The 18,047-nt window shown below is 66.0% G+C and carries 16 protein-coding genes and 1 riboswitch; of the genes, 6 read left to right on the forward strand and 10 right to left on the reverse strand.

Annotated features, from left to right (window positions below):
• Positions 1-2 precede the first annotated feature (2 nt).
• A complete protein-coding gene (glyA, locus tag K1X41_RS07445; RefSeq protein WP_132206091.1) occupies positions 3-1,286 on the reverse strand; it encodes a serine hydroxymethyltransferase in 1,284 nt (427 codons plus the stop codon).
• Positions 1,287-1,333: 47 nt separating this feature from the next.
• Positions 1,334-1,418, reverse strand: a riboswitch (ZMP/ZTP riboswitch).
• A gap of 40 nt (positions 1,419-1,458) precedes the next feature.
• Positions 1,459-2,745, reverse strand: coding sequence for a hypothetical protein (locus K1X41_RS07450; RefSeq protein ID WP_220175714.1), 1,287 nt, complete (start codon positions 2,743-2,745; stop codon positions 1,459-1,461).
• An 86-nt stretch (positions 2,746-2,831) separates the two neighbouring features.
• Between K1X41_RS07450 and purU the strand changes: the two genes are divergently transcribed.
• Positions 2,832-3,716 (forward strand): formyltetrahydrofolate deformylase, encoded by an 885-nt coding sequence (gene purU / locus K1X41_RS07455; protein WP_132206087.1) that lies wholly within the window; start codon positions 2,832-2,834, stop codon positions 3,714-3,716.
• Positions 3,717-3,846: 130 nt separating this feature from the next.
• On the opposite strand, the gene resB is transcribed toward purU, so the two are convergent.
• The 6 genes from resB to K1X41_RS15510 all read right to left on the reverse strand — a co-directional run bounded on the left by resB (position 3,847) and on the right by K1X41_RS15510 (position 9,745).
• Positions 3,847-5,514, reverse strand: coding sequence for a cytochrome c biogenesis protein ResB (resB, locus tag K1X41_RS07460; RefSeq protein ID WP_132206085.1), 1,668 nt, complete (start codon positions 5,512-5,514; stop codon positions 3,847-3,849).
• Positions 5,498-6,241, reverse strand: a complete 744-nt coding sequence (locus K1X41_RS07465) for a cytochrome c biogenesis CcdA family protein (protein WP_132206083.1) — start codon at positions 6,239-6,241, stop codon at positions 5,498-5,500. The genes resB and K1X41_RS07465 overlap by 17 nt, the downstream gene beginning before the upstream one ends.
• Positions 6,238-6,900, reverse strand: coding sequence for a TlpA disulfide reductase family protein (locus tag K1X41_RS07470; protein ID WP_132206081.1), 663 nt, complete (start codon positions 6,898-6,900; stop codon positions 6,238-6,240). The genes K1X41_RS07465 and K1X41_RS07470 overlap by 4 nt, the downstream gene beginning before the upstream one ends.
• On the reverse strand, positions 6,897-7,550 hold the full coding sequence (locus tag K1X41_RS07475; protein WP_132206080.1) for a histidine phosphatase family protein: 654 nt from the start codon (positions 7,548-7,550) through the stop codon (positions 6,897-6,899). Before K1X41_RS07475 ends, K1X41_RS07470 begins: the two co-directional genes overlap by 4 nt.
• Before the next feature lie 133 nt (positions 7,551-7,683).
• Positions 7,684-8,544, reverse strand: coding sequence for a phosphodiesterase (locus K1X41_RS07480; RefSeq protein WP_258566704.1), 861 nt, complete (start codon positions 8,542-8,544; stop codon positions 7,684-7,686).
• 43 nt (positions 8,545-8,587) lie between these two features.
• Positions 8,588-9,745, reverse strand: coding sequence for an LLM class flavin-dependent oxidoreductase (locus K1X41_RS15510; RefSeq protein ID WP_258566705.1), 1,158 nt, complete (start codon positions 9,743-9,745; stop codon positions 8,588-8,590).
• 193 nt (positions 9,746-9,938) lie between these two features.
• On the opposite strand from K1X41_RS15510, the gene aspS reads away from it, so the two are divergent.
• The 5 genes from aspS to K1X41_RS07505 all read left to right on the forward strand — a co-directional run bounded on the left by aspS (position 9,939) and on the right by K1X41_RS07505 (position 15,989).
• Positions 9,939-11,282, forward strand: coding sequence for an aspartate--tRNA(Asn) ligase (aspS, locus tag K1X41_RS07485; protein WP_243642954.1), 1,344 nt, complete (start codon positions 9,939-9,941; stop codon positions 11,280-11,282).
• A gap of 463 nt (positions 11,283-11,745) precedes the next feature.
• Positions 11,746-12,465, forward strand: coding sequence for a SipW-dependent-type signal peptide-containing protein (locus K1X41_RS07490; RefSeq protein WP_166644333.1), 720 nt, complete (start codon positions 11,746-11,748; stop codon positions 12,463-12,465).
• 31 nt (positions 12,466-12,496) lie between these two features.
• The gene (locus tag K1X41_RS07495; protein ID WP_220175716.1) at positions 12,497-13,333 is read left to right on the forward strand and encodes a S24/S26 family peptidase; all 837 of its coding nucleotides are present in this window, start codon (positions 12,497-12,499) and stop codon (positions 13,331-13,333) included.
• Positions 13,330-14,106: a hypothetical protein gene (locus K1X41_RS07500; protein ID WP_220175717.1), complete on the forward strand. Its 777-nt coding sequence runs from the start codon at positions 13,330-13,332 to the stop codon at positions 14,104-14,106. Before K1X41_RS07495 ends, K1X41_RS07500 begins: the two co-directional genes overlap by 4 nt.
• Positions 14,103-15,989, forward strand: coding sequence for a choice-of-anchor G family protein (locus tag K1X41_RS07505; protein ID WP_220175718.1), 1,887 nt, complete (start codon positions 14,103-14,105; stop codon positions 15,987-15,989). The genes K1X41_RS07500 and K1X41_RS07505 overlap by 4 nt, the downstream gene beginning before the upstream one ends.
• A 267-nt stretch (positions 15,990-16,256) precedes the next feature.
• On the opposite strand, the gene K1X41_RS07510 is transcribed toward K1X41_RS07505, so the two are convergent.
• Together K1X41_RS07510 and K1X41_RS07515 are read right to left on the reverse strand one after the other, a co-directional pair.
• Positions 16,257-16,988 (reverse strand): class I SAM-dependent methyltransferase, encoded by a 732-nt coding sequence (locus K1X41_RS07510; protein ID WP_258566706.1) that lies wholly within the window; start codon positions 16,986-16,988, stop codon positions 16,257-16,259.
• Between the two features lie 5 nt (positions 16,989-16,993).
• A complete protein-coding gene (locus K1X41_RS07515; protein ID WP_220175720.1) occupies positions 16,994-18,028 on the reverse strand; it encodes an NAD(P)/FAD-dependent oxidoreductase in 1,035 nt (344 codons plus the stop codon).
• Positions 18,029-18,047: the final 19 nt, after the last annotated feature.

An 18,047-nucleotide genomic window follows, 5' to 3' on the forward strand; every position in this document is an offset into this window, starting at 1 on the left:
GCTCACCACTCCTCGAGGCCGGGGTACAGCGGGAATGCGTCGGCAAGCGCGCTGACGCGGGTGCGGAGCGCGTCCAGGTCGCCCGCCTGCTGCAGTGTCAGTGCGATGATGTCCGCCACTTCAGCGAACTCGGCATCTCCGAAGCCGCGGGTTGCGAGCGCAGGCGTGCCAATGCGCAGGCCGCTGGTCACCATCGGCGGGCGCGGGTCAAACGGCACGGAGTTGCGGTTGACGGTGATGCCAACGGCGTGCAGCGCGTCCTCCGCCTGCTGGCCGTCGAGCGCCGAGTGCCGAAGGTCCGCGAGTACCAGGTGCACATCAGTGCCGCCGGTCAGAACATCGACGCCGGCGGCCTTCGAAGCCTCGGTAGTCAATGCGGAGGCGAGCAGCTTCGCGCCCGAGAGGGTACGCGCCTGGCGGTCAGCGAACTCGTCCGTTGCTGCGAGCAGGAAGGCGGTTGCCTTTGCCGCGATGACGTGCATGAGCGGGCCGCCCTGCTGGCCGGGGAACACGTTCGAGTTGAGCTTCTTGTAGAGCTCAAGATCGTTCGTGAGGATAAAGCCTGAGCGCGGTCCACCGATGGTCTTATGCACGGTCGACGACACCACGTGTGCGTGGGGCACCGGGTTCGGGTACAGCCCGGCGGCCACGAGGCCGGCGAAGTGTGCCATATCGACCCACAGCGTGGCGCCAACCTCATCAGCGATCGCACGGAAGGCGGCGAAGTCGAGCGTGCGCGGGTACGCGGACCACCCGGCGATGATCACCTTCGGCTTGTGCTCGAGCGCCTTCTGACGCACGACGTCCATATCTACCAGGAACGTCTCTGGATCAACCCCGTAGGAGGCAACTTTGTAGAGCTTGCCGGAGAAATTGAGCTTCATGCCGTGGGTGAGGTGCCCACCGTGGGAGAGCTCAAGGCCGAGGATCGTATCGCCGGGCTCAGCGATCGCGGAGAGCACCGCGGCGTTGGCTGAGGCGCCCGAGTGCGGCTGCACGTTCGCGTACGCCGCACCGAACAGACTCTTGGCGCGATCGCGTGCGAGGTCCTCCGCGATATCGACATACTCGCAGCCACCGTAGTAGCGGCGGCCGGGGTAGCCCTCGGCGTACTTGTTCGTGAGCACGGAACCCTGCGCTTCGAGCACCGCACGAGGAACAAAGTTTTCGCTCGCGATCATCTCGAGCGTGCCGCGCTGGCGACCGAGTTCGTTCTGAAGCACCGCTGCGATCTCGGGATCGACCGTCTCAAGCGGCTCGTTGAAGAAAGCTGACTGGGTGGACATGATGCGCTCCTCATGGTGTTCGTTCCGCGCAGGCGGAATCGGCTCCGGATTATGACCCAGGCGAGCGGCCATCCGTGAAGAGGTGTCGTTCCCCGATGGTGGACCATCTGTACGCCAGTCACGACCCGCTCAGCATAGCAGCGCGGGGCGGGAGCCGCAGCCGAGATTTCACTCAGAGTGCGGGGTCGAGCTGCGGATCGAGATCCGGCCAGGCTGGGAGTGCCAGCTCACTGTCGAGTGTGAGGCTGCTCCGCTCGAACGGCCCGAGGTCTGGCCAAGCGTCCGCCGCATACCCCGCTTCCGGTACGACGAAGCGCTCCGTCCCCACGAGGTCTGCGTGCTGGGGGTCCCACCAGAGCCCGTCGGATTCACCCCAGTAGCCCGGACCAGCGATCAACACGTCGACGGTGGTCACCGCACCACTGGGCTGCGCAGTCAGATCGATCACGGCGGTCGATCCATCGTCCCGCCGCGCATACGCCCGAGTCTGCACGCCGCTTTCGTCCGTAGCGCTGTCCCGAATCTCACAGCTTGCCGAGGTTTCCTGCTCAGTGGCACCGTCGCCAACGCCCCAGCCCCACTGCTCAGCGGCCGCACAGTCCGGCTTCCACCCCTCCGCCGCGAGTGCGGTGCGCATCGTTGCGAGCACATCGTCGAGCGGCTCGGGCACACGCGTGCGCCAGTCAGCCGAGACGCGCAGCTGCGCACGCGGTGCATCGTAGGCGCTCACCCCCGACGAACTCAACGGGAGCCAGTGCTCATCTGCGACCGCCGTGCGGATGGGCTGTGCAATAGACTGCACTTCTTCCCACCCGGCCTCCTGCGCCGAAACACTCTCAGCAACGCTGAGCCGAGAGGCCTCCAGCTCAGTGCGACCAGCGGCATCGCGCTCCCCGCTCATCTGCGCAAGCTGCGCGGCCCAGGCCACGGCGATCACCAGTCCGGGAATCAGCAGTGCGATCATCACGGGGATCCAGCCTCGCGGCGTGCGCTGCCGCTCGGGTCTCGCCACCGCGGCAAGGACGATGCTGGCAAGCAGCGCTGTGAGCAGGCCGAAGAACGCACAGCTCAGCACGATGCTTTCCGCCCGCTCATCGAGAGCAGGGAACGTCAGCGCCACGGCGGAGTCGAATGACCCCGAGTCGCCGATCCCGCGCAGCGACGCCGCGGCGAGGAATTGCATCCCCCAGTGCAGCACCATGAGCCCAAGCAGCAACGCGGGCGGGGGCGCATTCTTCCCGGCGCGGGAGCGCCAGACCCAGCGGGGCACGAGCCCCAGCACCGCGAGCACGGGCAGCCACAGTGGCGCGAAGACCAGCAAGAAGAGGGACTCCCACCCTCCATCTGGCGTCAGGAACCGTAGACAGCCCGCCGCAATCGGCACCAGCCACACGAGTGGCACCCACGCACGCCAGACCCAGCGCTCAATTCCAGACGGTGCCACGTCCTGCTCTGTCATGGTGCATACGCTACGCGGTCGCGCCACCGGCCCACGCATTGCGCCACCGGAGTTTCGCCAGCGCACAGTGGATTAGAATCAATCGGATGAACACGATCGCGCCGCACACGACCGATACTCAGTGGGTACTGACCCTTTCTTGCGTTGACGGTCCCGGCATCGTCCACGCGATCAGCGGCGCGGTAGTGGCGGCCGGCGGCAATATTGCGGAAAGCCAGCAGTTTGCCTCAGCAGACACCGGCCGCTTCTTCATGCGCCTGCAGGTCGAAGCCGTCGCGCAGCCAGAAACGTTCGAGAGTCGCTTCACTCTCGCTCTCACTCCGGTCACGGAGCGGTACCAGATGTCGTGGCGGCTCGACACGGTCGACCGCCCGGTACGCACCCTCATCCTCGCGTCCACCGCGACACACTGCGTCAATGATCTGCTTTACCGCCGCCGCGGCGGCCAGCTCCCCATCGAAGTGCCGCTGATTCTGTCGAACCACGAGACCGTGCGCGACATCGCTGAGTTCTACGACGTACCGTTCGAGCACCGCGCGATTGCCAACCCCGCCGAGCGCGACGCGTTCGAGGCCCGCGTGCTCGAGGCAGTCGAGGAGCACGACATCGAGCTCGTGGTGCTTGCCCGCTACATGCAGATCCTCTCGCCCGCGCTGTGCGCAGCGCTCGAGGGCCGCGCGATCAATATCCACCATTCCTTCTTGCCGGGGTTCAAGGGCGCAAATCCGTATAAGCAGGCACACCAGCGCGGTGTGAAGCTGATCGGCGCGACGGCGCACTTCGTGACGACGGACCTCGACGAGGGCCCGATCATTGAACAGGACGTTGTCCGCGTCGATCACTCCTACTCGCCGCGCGAGCTCGTGCAGCTCGGGCAGGACGAGGAAGCGCGCGTGCTCCGTCGCGCAGTGAACTGGTTCGCCGAGAACCGGATCCTCGCCGACGGCGCGCGCACCATCATCTTCCGCTAGGACCAGCGGGCGTGGGCTCGGCGCCCGTCACAGGGCGGCGTGGGCCCGACGCCCTGTGACGAGCGTGCCCCGGGGTGCGCGCATGGGTGAGCGCTGCGGGGATGGGCGCTCGCCGCACCCCCGCAGCGAGCTACAACAGCTCACGATGCCGCTCGCGCAGTTCCTCAACGGCGCGCTCCAGCGCAGGATCATCGCCGCGTGCGAGACCGGCGTACTGCAGTGCAACACCGTCGTCGGTGGTGACGGCTTTCACCCACATGCGGCGACGCGGCACGAACAGCGACCACATCAACCCTCCGAGTGCCGCGAGTGCGAAGATCAGCACCCACTCCTGCGCCGGGTTGCGCATCACGTCGAAGGACGCGTACCGCGGCACAGACTCAAGCGTAATCGTGCCCATACCGTTCGGCAGTTTCGCTGACTCCCCCGGGGCAAGCTCGATCGAGTCTTTCTCGACGGCGCGGCCCGTGAGCTGCTCCATATTCGTGGTGTCGAGCGCGTAGACAGACTGTGGGACACCCGCGTCGATCCCGAGGTCGCCGCTGAACACGTCGAGCGTGAGCAGCGGGTTCTCCAGATCGGGATAGTTCGAGGTGTAGGCCCCCGTCTCGAGCTCCGCCTTCGTCGGGTAGAAGAAGCCGCGCATGCCGAGCTGCGTGGCGTTGCCGTCCGCATCAGTGATGCCGTAGGGCACCTTGAGTACGCCGAGCGAGGTCATGTTCAGGTTGTCCTGCGGAATGAACGGCATCGACTCGCGGTAGACCACCGTGCCCTCGTCGTTCGTGATCGTGATGAGCGGCGCGTAGCCGTTCGCGATCAGGTAGATCGGGGAGCCGTGCACACGCAACGGGTGATTCACCCGGATAACGTGCTCTTCCTCCGTCTTCCCGTCCGCGCTGATCAACGTCATGTTCGCTGTGTAGTCCTTGACCTGACCGAGCGCCTTCAGGTTGCCGTCGTCCGGGGTCATATAGTCCACATCGAGCGAGTTCAACCGGAGACCGAACGGTTCAAGGCTCGAAGTGTCGAAGCCCTGGCCGGAGTTCACGGTGTCGTAATCGATCAGCTGATTCACCATTGTCTCGCCCTCAATGAGCACTTTCTGCCCGTTGAAGGTGAGTGCCCCGCCGATCCCGACGCTTACCAGAACGCCGAGCAGTGAAATGTGGAAGATCAGATTGCCTGTCTCACGCAGGTAGCCGCGCTCCGCGGACACTGAGACCTCGGAAACTCCGCGGCGCTCGGCACGCTGGATCTCGACGCGGTAGCGCTGCTTCTTCAGGAGGTCGCGCGCCGCTTCGACCGCGCGAGTCGCAAACGCCTCACGCTCCGCAGCAGTGGCCTCCGGGTTCGAGACACGGATCTCGTCGAAGCCGGCCATCCGTTGCAGCCGGGCCGGTGTCTTCGGCGGGGTGCCGCGCCACGCTTTCCAGTGGTGCACGATGCGCGGCAGCACACAGCCGATGAGCGAGATGAAGAGCAACAGGTAAATTGCCGAGAACCAGACGGAACCATAGACGTTGAACGCCTGAATGGGGAACGCGTCGAGCACCTTGAACAGCTCTGGGTTGTCCTGCTGGTACTGGATCACACCGTTGGGGTCAGCTGAGCGCTGGGGCACCAGTGATCCGGGGATCGCCGCAACCGCGAGCAACAGAAGCAGGATCAGCGCAACGCGCATGCTCGTGAGCTGACGCCAGAACCAGCGGCCCCAGCCCTTCAGCCCGAGCTCGGGGGATTCCGCGCGAACGGATCCGCCGCCGCCCGTTCCATCGTCATAATCAGAGGGGCGTGACATAGCCGCCAATCACCGCCTGCAGTGCGAACATCATCTTGCTCCAGAGTCCGGTCACCATGAGGAGACCGATGAGGATCAGCAGCCCGCCGCCGATCAGGTTCACGGCACGAATGTGCCGCTTGAAGAAGGTCATTGTTTGCGTCATCCAGCCGAATCCGAACGCGGCGAGCACGAACGGGAGACCGAGACCGATGCAGTACGCCACAGCCAGGATAATCGAGCGCGAGATCGATCCCTGTTGCAGGCTCAGGCCCATGATCACGGTGAGCGTCGGGCCCATACACGGAGTCCAGCCGATCGCGAACACCGCTCCGAGCACCGGTGCACCCGCGATCCCGAGCCGCGGTTTCATTTTGAGCTTCTTGGTCGTTTGCATCCGCGAGAACAGGCCGATAAACACGAGCCCCATGACGATCACGAAGACGCCGAGCAGCCGGGTGATGAGATTTTCCCACTCGATCAGCCACACGCCAACCGTGCCGGCTGCCGCGAGGAAGGTGACGAGCACGACCGAAAAGCCAACGACAAACAGGATCGCACCAAGCACCAGACGACGTCTGGCCGGGGGCTCCCCTGGAGCCGATCCTGCGCTCGCGCTTGCGTAGGCCAAATAGCCAGGAACGAGGGGCAGCACACAGGGCGACAAGAAGGAGAGCAGACCTGCGGCAACTGCAATCAGAGACGCAACGAGCAACTGCCCGTCAGCGACAAGATCCTGAACGTTCACTCGGGCTGTCCGTCGGTGCTGCCCGGTGTTCCTGCCGCGTCACCGCCGCCGGTCTCTCCCTCGGCAAGCGTCTCCTTGATCAGGGTGCTCAACTGCGATGCCGCAGCGAGCTGGCCGAGCACGCGGTGCGCCACACGGCCCTCGCGATCGAGGATCAGCGTGGTGGGCACCGCGTTCAGTGGCACCTGGCCAGCGAAGGCACGTTGCACAGAGCGACCGCCAGGCATGTCCATGATCGAGGGGTACTCGATATTGAATTCCTCGGAGAACTGCTGTGCCTGCGCCACCTGGTCGCGTGTATTCACGCCAAGGAACGCGACGTCGTCGCCTGCGAATTCATCGTACGCCTCGACCAGGTCTGGCGCCTCAGCGCGGCACGGGGCACATCCCGCGTACCAGAAATTCACGACGGTGACTTTGCCGCGCAGCTCGTCAGAGCTCAGGGTGTCCCCGTTCTCAATCTCGCCGGAGAACTCGACCGGTTCAGTGCGATCACTTGGCGGGAAGCTCGCGGAGGTGCCGTCGCCTGAAACGTAGCCCTTCTCGTTCGATTCCTGCCACTGTTTCGCGAGATCGTTCCCACCGCCGCTGCACCCTGAGAGCGCGAGTGCCGCAGTCAGCCCGAGGGCGACCACCGCTCCGATTCGTCGGCGATTCATACGGCCCCCACGTCCACTGCGTTCTCCAGCAAGCCAGACGCTGGCGTCCGGTAGTCGACCTCGAACCAGCGCTCGCCGCGCTTTTCGAAACTCGTGATGCTCGACAGTTCGCAGCGTCGCGATGCCGGGTTGTGAAACAGGGGCTTTCCGGCGACATCGAGGTGCGCCATCCAGATCGGGGACTGGTGCGACACCATCACAATGTCGCCGCCGCGGGTTGATTCCCACGCGTCATCCATCGCCTCGCGCACACGCGCAGCGACCTCGCGATAGGGCTCACCCCAGCTCGGCCGGAATGGGTTGATGAACTTGTGCCAGTACCGCGGCTTCTTGAAGGCTGCGTCGGGCCCGGAGTTCACCATGCCCTCGAAGTAATTCGTAGGTTCGATGATCCGCTCTTCGGTCACGATCTCCAAGCCCAGCGCGCTCGCGATGGGCCGGGCAGACTGCTGTGCGCGTTCGAGCGGCGAAGCCAGAAGACGCACGACTTGCCGATCGCTCCCTGCCAGTTCGAGGGCAGCGGCCTCAGCCATGCTGTGTCCGCGCTCAGAGAGGCGGAACCCCGGGATCCGTCCATACAGCACCAAATCAGGGTTATGGACCTCGCCATGGCGCACCAGATGCAGCAGTTTGTCGCTCACGGCATTCATTCTAGGCGTGCCCTGGCTGAGAATCCCGAGTGCATACCCCGCCCCCGTAAGACCTGGCGTTCTCCTGCAGAGTTCGCTGAGCCACACGCTGCATTCGGGGCGCTGACAGCAGTGTTCGTCGCGGCGTTGGTCGCTACGCCAGCCAGGATCGCAGTTGCGCCGTGGTGAGCTCATCGACGGCAGGTGTTTCCCCGATCGGAACCACTGTGTGCAGCACGCGATCTCCGTACAGGTGCACCAGGTTGAAGCCCTGCGCCCCATCTCGCCCGCGGAGGTGACCGAACGGCACGTTGAGATCCTGGGTGTAACAGGTGGCTGAGGCCACAGAAACCGGGATCCCGGCGATCGTGCTGAAGGTGTTGTAGTGCAGGTGCCCACCGAGCACCGCACGGACGTCTGTGCCTGCGATCGCGTCAGCAAAGCGCTGCTGATCCCGGAGTTCGACGAGCTCGAGTGGTTCGAGTAGCGACGGGACCGGCGGATGGTGCAACGCGATGAGTGTGCCGTGCGGTGCAGGATCGGCGAGCGTATCGGCCAGCCACACATACTGCGCATCGGAAATCTCGCCGTGGTGGTGGCCTGGCACCGTGGAGTCGAGCGTGATGATTCGCAGTCCGTTCACGTCAGTGACCGCGTCGACGCTCTCGGCTCCAGCGTCTGAATCGAGCAACAGTCGCCGGAACGGTGCGCGCACATCGTGGTTGCCCATCACCCAGATGACCCGCGAGCCGATCTCCGCTGCCGCCGGATCTACCACTGCGCGGATCCGGCGATACGCAGCTTCATCCCCGGCGTCTGCGATGTCCCCGGTGAATACGATCGCGTCTGGCCGCGCTCCGGATCGCGCAAACTCCGCAAACAGCCGCCGCAGATTCGCCTCACTGTCGACCGTGCCGAACAAGAGCTCGCCGTCACTGACGAAGTGTGTGTCGCTGATGTGCAGAATGAAGTGAGAGGCAGGCTGGTGCTGTGGGAACGGTGCTGGATCGGTCACAGGGGATCCCTCCGAACTGCGCCAGCGCTGAGTTCTGGCGTCACTACTGAGCAGAGTACCCCGGGCGCCAGCCGAGAGCGGGGCCAATATTGGTCGCGAGCTCGTGCAGGATGTGTTTCCAATCAGCCAGCTCGAACTCGAACGGGAGCTCAAACACGTAGTCGTCTGCGGCGCGGAACGCGAGATCCTGCTGAATGAAGTCAACGATCTCATCGCGTGAGCCCAAGACGTCACGGGCAATAATCGTTTTTCCGCCGTGAACGTGCTCCGTTCGCGGCGTACGCGCCTCAGCGTAGGCCCGATACTTGCTGAGCTGCGCCGGAGTCGCACCGTCCGTTGGCACCATCACCCGCGCAACCGAGGCGCGGGCACCGTCTCCCGCCGCGTGCGCTGCGCGGTAGGCATCGATCTGCGCGCGCTGCACTCTCGCAAAGTCAGTGTCGCCGTTTGACGTCGTGCTGATGTTGCTCACGAGCCAGTTCAGACCGGCACGCCCCGTCCACTCGGCCGAGCGAATCGATCCGCCACCGTACCAAAGCCGATCAGAGAGCCCCGGGCTGTAAGGCTCGACGCGTTCGGAGTCGAGATCACCGCCGATCCCGCTGTATGCAGGCACTTCACGCAGTGCTTGCCCGTCGAGGAACTCGCGCAGCCGCTCGATCCTGCCGTACGTGTAGTCCTCGTCTCGCCAGCCGGAATCATGAACGAGATCGTCGACGCTGCCGCCGTACCCTGGCGGGTGGACGCTGAGCCCGGCAAGGATCCGGCCACCAGAGAGCGCATCGGCCGTGGCAAGATCCTCGGCGAGCCGGAACGGGTTCTCATGGCCGACCGGAATCACGGCCGTGCCGAGCCCGATCCGTTCCGTGTGCTGCGCGACCGCCCCGAAGAACACTGCAGGCGATGGCAGGCCGTACTGCAGGTGACGTGTGCGGACCCAGCCGCTGTCCAGGCCGAGTTCCTCGGCGTAGCGGAAGAGCTCGACCCCCTCGCGAAGGCCGCGGCCCGGATCAGCCCGATCAAGCGGCACGAGATGGATGAACCCGAGACTGCGCAACGGGCGCGCTGACGCTGCTCCAAGTGCTGACGCTGACGCTGACGCTGACGCTGACGTCAGGATGCCGGCAGAATTCGTCGGTTCAGTCGGTTCAGTCGGTTCAGTCGGTTCACTCGGTTCAGTCGGTTCACTCGGTTCAGTCATGCGATCTCCTTTGCCAGGGCCACTCGTGTGCCCGGTCCTCCGCGCGTGGTGTCGCAAGCGTAAGAGCCGTGCACTCACCAGTTCAAGAGCGGTGACGCAGTATTACCGCGGGATCGACACCTGATCTCAGCAAGGTTGCGACGAGATCTCGATCCGCGAAACTCAGGCTGCGCCGCACGGGTAGACTGTTGGAGTGACTGAGCGCGTATTGATTAAGGACCTGGCCGCCCACGAGGACGGCACCGTAACTGTTTCCGGGTGGGTCGAGAAGGTGCGCGATCAGCGCTACGTCCAGTTCGTGGTGCTCCGCGACGAGTCAGGGGCGGTGCAGCTCGTCAACGGTGGCGTGCTGCGCGAGCCGGATCCGGAGAACCCGCGATCCGACATTCTCGTGCCGCGCACAACGACGATCTCTGAGTTGACCCACGGCACGTTCCTGACGGTGACCGGAGAACTGCAGCACAACGAGCGCGTCAAGCTCGGCGGAGTTGAGATCCAGATCGAGTCCATCGAAGTCATCACGAAGTCGCTGCCGGACAACCCGGTCGCTGAGGACTCTGGCATCGACGTGCGCCTGGACTGGCGCTTCCTCGATCTCCGCCGCCCCGAGCAGAACCTCGTGTTCCGCATCCAGACCACGTTCCTGCACGCACTGCGCAACGTCTGGGTGGAGCGCGGCTTCATCGAGATCCAGACCCCGAAGCTCATGGCCTCGGCGTCCGAGTCGCGGGCCGAGCTGTTTGAGGTGGAGTATTTCGAAGGCAAAGCGTTCCTGGCGCAGAGCCCCCAGTTCTTTAAGCAGATGGCACAGGCCGCTGGCTTCGGCGGCATCTTCGAGGTCGGCCCCGCCTTCCGCGCAGATCACTCCTTCACCTCGCGTCACGCCACCGAGTTCACCTCCATCGACACGGAGCTGAGCTGGATCGACTCACACGAGGACGTCATGGAGCTGCACGAGGAGCTCATCGTTGCCGGACTCACCGCGGTGCGGGAAAAGCACGGCGAAGAAGTCCAGAAGCTGTTCGGGATTGAGATCACGGTGCCGTCGCGCCCGTTCCCGCGGATCCCGCTCGCTGAGGCGAAAGAACTCGTCAAGGCTCGCGGCTACGAGGTCCCCCGCGCCGATGCCGACATGGATCCCGAGGGTGAACGTCAGATTGCTGCGTGGGCGAAGGAGGAGCACGGCAACGATTTCGTCTTCCTCACCGACTACGACTCGTCGATCCGGCCGTTCTACCACATGCGGCACGAGGGCGACGCACACCTCACCAAGAGCTACGACCTCATCTACCGCGGCACCGAGATCTCGACGGGCGCGCAGCGCGAACATCGCATCGACGTCCTCGAAGCACAGGCGCGCGACAAGGGTATGGACCCGGCCGAGCTGAGCTTCTACCTCGACTTCTTCCGCTACGGGGTGCCGCCGCACGGTGGCTTCGGCATGGGTCTGAACCGTGTGCTGATGCTGATGCTTGAGCAGTCCTCGATCCGCGAGGTGACGTACCTCTTCCGCGGCCCGAACCGCCTACTGCCGTAGGGCTTCACGCCCCCGCAACACGCCCGATGCCCTCCGTTTCCTCGCGATCCGGAGGGCACAGGTGTTTCCCCTGTGTGAGACCGGCACGGTGCTGGCGTGGCGTCCATGCTGCGCTGGCATGGTGTCGGTGTGGCGCTGGCGTGGCGTCGGTGCGGCGTTGGCGTGACCTCGGCGTGGCACTGGCGGGGCACCAACGTGGCCACGGGCTTGCACCAGCGTGACTCCGGTGTGGCACTGGTGGGGCATTGGTTTCGCACCAGCCTGGATCCGGCGTTGCACCAGCGTGGCCCCAAGAATTCTCTTGTCCAGTTCGTAGCCCGCTGCTAGTGTCCAGAGCAACCGGAGACGGTGCGGGAACGGCTTCCCGCAACGCCGCTGGGATGCACTGGGGAGAACCACGCATCACGATCACCGTCGATCACACGGGTCACTCCCCTGCACACACTCAAAGGGGAGAGCCATAATGACCAACGAACACACGCCAGTCGGATCGTCAGACACGGGAGCACCAGCGCAGGCACCCGCACCGCGCAGCCGGAATACACGAAAGGTCGCGGCGGTGGCCGCCGGCATCCTGGTCGTCGGAATCGGCGCCACCTACACGCTTGCATCGTGGAACGACTCCGAGTGGGTCTGGGGCGGCGCGAGTGGAGATCCGAACGTCGGTACGAGCACGTTCAACGTGCAGCAGAACACCTCGTCTCCGTATGCGAACACCGGGTGGGACGACTTCGAGACGAATCCAGGCGATGAGCTCACATTCACCACCGGATCGCTCGCTTTGACGCCTGGCGATACGATCTACGCCCCTGTCGCACTGCAGACTGAGTCCGGTTCCGTTGCCGGCACCGTTGAACTCCAGGGCGCAGTCCCGGCGACCGGGATCGCCGTCACGGACAGCGGGGGGAACCTCTGGAGCGCGATCCGCACCACTGTGTACACCGCGACCGGAGCAACGCCGCCGGCAGCGTGCACCGCTGCCGGCATCGCGAACGCTGGGTGGAGCCCGATCGTCACCAACGCTGCGCTCGGCACCGACGCCAGCGCGACTCAGCCGCTCTCAGCCAATGCCGGATCCGTGCAGCACTACTGCTTCGCGATTACGCTTCCTGCGGGGTCCCCCGACACGCTCCAGGGGCGCAACATCGCCCCGGCTTGGGAGTTCGCGGCAACGTCGAACTAGTGCGGCGGTCGCGACAACGCGAGAGGCGCTCATGCGCAAGAACATGCTCGGAGCCAGCGTCACGACACTGATCGTGATCGCGGCGCTGGCCCTAGTGGCCTGGTTCGGATTTGCCGCTGCCACAGGCGCGACGCTGGTGATCTTCCGCACCGGATCAATGACGCCCGCGATCCCGCAGGGCTCGCTTGCGGTATCGCTGCCGGTCGCGGCGTCAGAAATCGCCGTCGGCGATGTGGTGACCGTGCAGCGCGAGCCTGGCACGCTCCCGGTGTCTCACCGCGTCGTGGAGGTGCGTGCACCGGGCGCCGGTGCTGGACTCGCTGCTGAAACCGCAGACTCCCCTGGTGCGGAGCGCGAACTCATCCTGCAGGGAGATGCGAACGCCACCGTTGACACGCACCCGTATGTGGTGCGAGATGCGCGCCGGGTGGTCGCGTCGCTCCCGGGCTTGGGCACCGCACTGACACTCATGCAGACCCCGCTCGGGCTCGGTCTTCTCGTCATTCTCGCCGGAGGCCTCACCACCTGGGCATTCTGGCCGCGGTCTCCGGCGTCTCCAGCGTCTCCGGGTTCTACAGCGTCTCTGGCGTCTCCAGCGTCTCCAGCGGGGTCGCCTGCAGTGGACCGTTCCGACGCCCCAGCAGACGCGCCGTCAGTGAGGTCTGGGGCAGCAGCGGCCCACGCGGGAGGCCCGACTGAGAGGGCTGCGGCAGCAGGGGCCCACGCAGGAGGCCCGACTGAGAGGGCCGGGGCACCAGGGGCCCACGCAGGAGGCCCGACTGAGAGGGCCGGGGCACCAGGGGCCCACGCAGGAGGCCCGACTGAGAGGGCCGGGGCACCAGGGGCCCACGCAGAGGCGGCAGTATGACCAGCAGGGCGCACTCCAGGCTCCGCGTGACCGGGCGCACGGTCCTCACTGCGGCAGCACTCGCGGTGCTCGGCCTCGGCTTAGTACTCACGGCCGGCCGCGCGATGGCCACCTATCGGCAGGTCATCGACGCCGGTCAGCCAGGCCTCCTCACGCTCAGCGTGAACTCGGAGACCCCGCTGTGGGCCACCCTGAAACCAGGCCAAGAAAGCCACTGGCTGGTGCGGGCCGAGCTCAGCGGAGCGTCCGCTGGCAGTCTCGCACTTGAGTTCAGCGCGAGCGGCAGACTCGTCGAGACCGCTGGGTTGACCGCTGCCGTGACGGCATGCTCCGGCTCGTTCGCGGCGGGCTCCCCAGAGGGCGATACGCCGAGCTGCAGCGGGAAGCCCCGAGCGGTGCTGGCGGAAACCCCTCTGCGTGATCTCACGAGAGCCCACGCGCGCTATGCGCTCGCTGAGCTGCATGCCGGCTCTCCACGCGAGCTGCTGGTCACGCTGCACCTCCCAGAAACAGCCACCCGCGCAGAGGTGGCCGACGCGGCCGCCACCGTCGGCCTCGGAGTGTTTGCGGCGGGCGACACGACTCCACCGACTACTCCACCACCGACTCCACCGTCACAACCACCCGCTCCACCGATCGTGCAGCAGCCCGGACTCACCACCGCACAGCCCAGCCTCGCCACCACTGGTGCCGATCTCACCGCCCTCTGCCTCGTGGCCGTCGGTCTCATCGGAATCAGCCTGGCCCTGCACTCGCGCAGGAGGCAGCCTTGAAACTGCCACACAGCCCGATCCAACACAGGAGAATCCCGAGCGGCCAGATTCCGCAGCACCGGCGTCGCAGGCTCCTTGGGGCCGGTCTCATCGCCGCCTTCGCGTTGCTTGTGCAGACCGCGGCGCCGACGAACGCGTCGTGGACCGACCGTGAGTGGACACACGAGGCGCTCGGCAGCGCGAACTGCGCCACAGCAACAAACGGATTCGCGACCCGAGGCGACGGTCGCGCGCTCAGTGGGGCGCTGCTTGGCACAAACCTCGACACCGTGGCTGCAGCCTCGGGCGTCGCGGTCACCAGCAACGGCGCACGAGACCTCCACTCCCCGGCCAGCGCGCAACCGGCGGCCGGCACGCCACAGGCATGGGCGGATCCACTCAATATTGCGCTGCTCAACGGCGCCCTCCCGCTCAATCTCACACAGGCGCTACAAGTTCCGCTGGCCGCGGGGACCGGGGCCGTCGGGCAATTTGGCCAAGCTCGCAACTCTGGCCAGGCCGCGGGCGCCGCGGGCTATGTGACGAGCAGCGGCGGCATCAACCTCGACGGTGCTCCAGGTGGCTACCCAGATCTGGCGACACTCAAACTCTCCAATGTGTTGGGTGCGTTGAACTACAACCTCGGAACACTGATCCCCGGAATTACGGATGTCTCACTCACCTCCGGTGCGGTGGCGGGCCGAGCGCAACTGAACGGCTGTGACGCGGCCTGGCGCGGGGCGGTGCCGATGTCTGCAGATGGAACGACGGGCAATCTTTCCCGACAGTATCTCGCGTCGCACCTGAATCTGAAGCTCACATCTCCGACCGTGAGCGCGCTCACTCAAGGCGTCACCAACACAGTGTCCACGCTCGAGACGACCGTAAACGGGCTCGCCGGCAACGCCGGGGTCACCAGCTCGATCACCAGCGGGGTGACGTCGCTACTGAACACACTGATCGGCGCGAACAGTGGCTCCCTCAGCCTCGGAAGCGTGACCGTCGGGCCGCTCGTCGCAACCGTGAACACCACACCGCTGCGCAATTTCATTGCGGCTCCGTTTGGAGATCCAGGTGGCGTGCTCACCGTGAGCCCTGGCACCGGTGTCATCTCCGTGAACACCACGGCGCTCCTCGCCGCTGCATATCCCGGCTCTTACACGGCAGGACTCAACGGGCTGCCGCCGAACACAAATCTCCTTGCGGACCCCGCGATCCTTTCGACGCTCACGAATGCCCTGGGCCAGGCGCTCACCGCGTGGTTGAGCAGCGTGAACGCACTGCTCGTGCAGACCGTCAATGGGATCACCATCTCCGCGTCCGTAGTCATCGCGCTGCGAGCAAAGATCTTGATCACCCCGTGGATCAACATCGGGACGATCACGGCGAGCACATCAGGGACACTGGGGCAAATGCTGACCCCCGGGAACACCACGACCACCGCATCACTGCACCTGCTGCCCGATCTCGGCTTGGTCGCAGATATCGTCAACGGGCTCCTGGCTCCCGTGCTCTCGAGCCTCGTAACCGGGCTCGTTGGCGGGCTGGGCGGAATCGTGGGCAACGCGATTTGGGCGGTGGTCGGCACACTCACCGCGCTCCCGACCGCGGTCACAACATTGACCACGCCGATCATCACGGCTGTCTCGACGCTGTACTCGAAACTCTTCGTGTCCGGCCTCGTCGCGGTCACCGCCAACGCGCAGAACGACCCGTTCTCCGGGCACCCGGAACCTCCGGAGTGGGCATCGACCCCGGGCGGAAAGTACGAGGTGGCCGCGCTGCGCATCGGGGTACTCGACACTCTCGGCGGGCTCGGCGTCCGCCTCTACCTCGGCCGCGCGTCTGTCGGGCCGGTGTGCTCATCTGCCAAGCTCGCCGCCGGAGGATGTGCCGGGTATTAGCGGGAGTCCGGGCCCGGGGTGCGGGCTCGGTGAGTCCGGGCCAGGTGAGGTCGGGGGCGCAGGCCTGAGGACGCAGGCCCGAGGGCGAGGGCGCGGGCGCGGGCGCGGGCCCGGGCCCGCGTCCGAGTCAGAGCGACTGGTCTTGAGACTGGCCCACCCTTGTATTCATGGGTCGAATTTCGGGGCTTCACCGCGCTGAAGGCCCGAAATTCGACCCATGGATCGTTTCAACCGGCAGCGCCTGGGCTCAGCGGCGCCGCGCGGGGCTTAGCCCAGGCGTTCGGCGACCACGACCGTGTCTCCGATCGTGCCCGGCGTTCCGTCAGGCGCAGGGATCGCACGCTCGCGTACCTCGGCAACCTCGATCCTCCAGGCTGCAGGATCAAGGCCGAGCGCCATGAGTTCCTGCTCCGGCGTCGGGAAGTCGTGGTGGGCGTGCGCAGCATCAGCCCATGACGGAGCGGTCGCGTGGGCGAGTACCACGAGGCGTCCGCCCGGAACGACCCGGTCGGCCGCGGCGCGCAGGACCCGCTCGCGCGGGAACTCGACCGGAGACTGCAGGAAGCTCGCCGTCACGAGATTGAACCCGGCGGCTCCGCGATCGATCGGCGCAGGGTCACGGGCCCACGCGACAAGATCGGCGGCCACGAAAGTGATGCCGCTGAGGCCACGGCGCTCAGCCTCGGCGCTGGCGCGTGCAATCGCAGATGGGGACAGGTCGATTCCGGTTGCGGTCCATCCGCGCTCAGCCAACCAGAGCGCATCGCCCCCTTCTCCACAGCCCAGATCGAGTGAGCGGCCGGGGCTCCAATCTGCCGCCACTGCGGCGAGCGCAGGGTTCACCCTGCCAGACCAGACCCGCTCGGTGCCCGCATAGCGCTCTTCCCAGAACTCGGCGGGGGTCTGCGCCGAAGGCTCGGCCGGAGCCAGGTCCGGATCCCGGTCGGGACTCTGCCCCGGATCCCGGTCCGGACGCTGCGCACGCCGCGCATCGCTCACGCCGCTCATGCTGCACGCACCGCTCCGAGCGCAGCAGCCACATCGTCCTCAACGAGGACGAAGTTCGCTGCGCCGCCCGCCATCGCGCCTGCCCCCATCGCGATCGGCACGGTCGCCATCGGATTCGCGATGTTCCCGATCGCCCAGATGCGCGGGTGGCTCGTGCGCCCAGCAGCGTCAACGGCCAGGAAGCTTCCAAACGGCATGTCGGTGCGGTCGAGCTGGAGCTCGGAGAGGAAGCCGTCGTGCGCGGTGAGTGTTCCCATCGTGAAGATCGCGTCGATCGGGTGCTCCACCCCGTCAGCAGTGCGCACTCCGGTGACGCGCTCCCCATCGCCCAGCACCTCGATCACTGGATCGGGCACGATCGCAGTGCCGCGCGTCCGGAGGGCCTCAGCCACAGCGGGATCAAGCTCGCCGATCTCGGCGCTGAACACCGTGAACTGCTCGCTCCACTGGCGGATCAGCGTGGCTTGGTGCAGCGACATTGGCGAGGTCGCGAGCACGGCCAGGCGCGATCCGCGCACCTCCCAGCCGTGGCAATACGGGCAGTGGAGCACGGAGCTGCCCCAGTACTCAGCGAGGCCGGGGACATCGGGCAACGTGTCACTCACCCCGGTCGCAACGATCAGGATCCCCGCGGTCACCGTAGCGGTTCCGGCGGTTCCGGCGGTTCCGGCGGTTTCGGCGGCAACAGTGGCGCTTTCGGCGCTTCCCGCGCGCTCGGACTCCGACAGTGTGCTCCCGCGGAAGTCGACACACAGGCCCGATTCATCCGCCAGTTCGCGCACCGCGACGACGGTCCCCGAGGCGAACTCGACCCCGTAGCCGCGCGCCTCGGCGCGGCCCCGCTCCAGCAGCTCGAGCGGCGGGATGCCGTCGTGGCCGAGCACGTTGTGCATCCTGGCTGCGAAGCGATTGCGTGGCGCGCCGGCGTCGATGACGAGCGTCCTGCGGAGAGACCGACCAAGGGCCTGTGCCGCGCTCAGTCCCGCAGCGCCGCCCCCGATCACGATTGCGTCATAGTGTGTCGATGTCATGTCCCCATCGTCACAAAGA

This window comes from Leucobacter luti, assembly GCF_019464495.1.
Lineage (GTDB): Bacteria > Actinomycetota > Actinomycetes > Actinomycetales > Microbacteriaceae > Leucobacter > Leucobacter luti_A.

Coding starts and splice junctions, on each gene's coding strand:
- glyA (WP_132206091.1), bottom strand. CDS start 1,286: ATGTCCACCCAGTCAGCTTTCTTCAACGAGCCGCTTGAGACGGTCGAT.
- K1X41_RS07450 (WP_220175714.1), bottom strand. CDS start 2,745: ATGACAGAGCAGGACGTGGCACCGTCTGGAATTGAGCGCTGGGTCTGG.
- purU (WP_132206087.1), top strand. CDS start 2,832: ATGAACACGATCGCGCCGCACACGACCGATACTCAGTGGGTACTGACC.
- resB (WP_132206085.1), bottom strand. CDS start 5,514: ATGTCACGCCCCTCTGATTATGACGATGGAACGGGCGGCGGCGGATCC.
- K1X41_RS07470 (WP_132206081.1), bottom strand. CDS start 6,900: ATGAATCGCCGACGAATCGGAGCGGTGGTCGCCCTCGGGCTGACTGCG.
- K1X41_RS07475 (WP_132206080.1), bottom strand. CDS start 7,550: ATGAATGCCGTGAGCGACAAACTGCTGCATCTGGTGCGCCATGGCGAG.
- K1X41_RS15510 (WP_258566705.1), bottom strand. CDS start 9,745: ATGACTGAACCGAGTGAACCGACTGAACCGAGTGAACCGACTGAACCG.
- K1X41_RS07490 (WP_166644333.1), top strand. CDS start 11,746: ATGACCAACGAACACACGCCAGTCGGATCGTCAGACACGGGAGCACCA.
- K1X41_RS07495 (WP_220175716.1), top strand. CDS start 12,497: ATGCGCAAGAACATGCTCGGAGCCAGCGTCACGACACTGATCGTGATC.
- K1X41_RS07500 (WP_220175717.1), top strand. CDS start 13,330: ATGACCAGCAGGGCGCACTCCAGGCTCCGCGTGACCGGGCGCACGGTC.
- K1X41_RS07515 (WP_220175720.1), bottom strand. CDS start 18,028: ATGACATCGACACACTATGACGCAATCGTGATCGGGGGCGGCGCTGCG.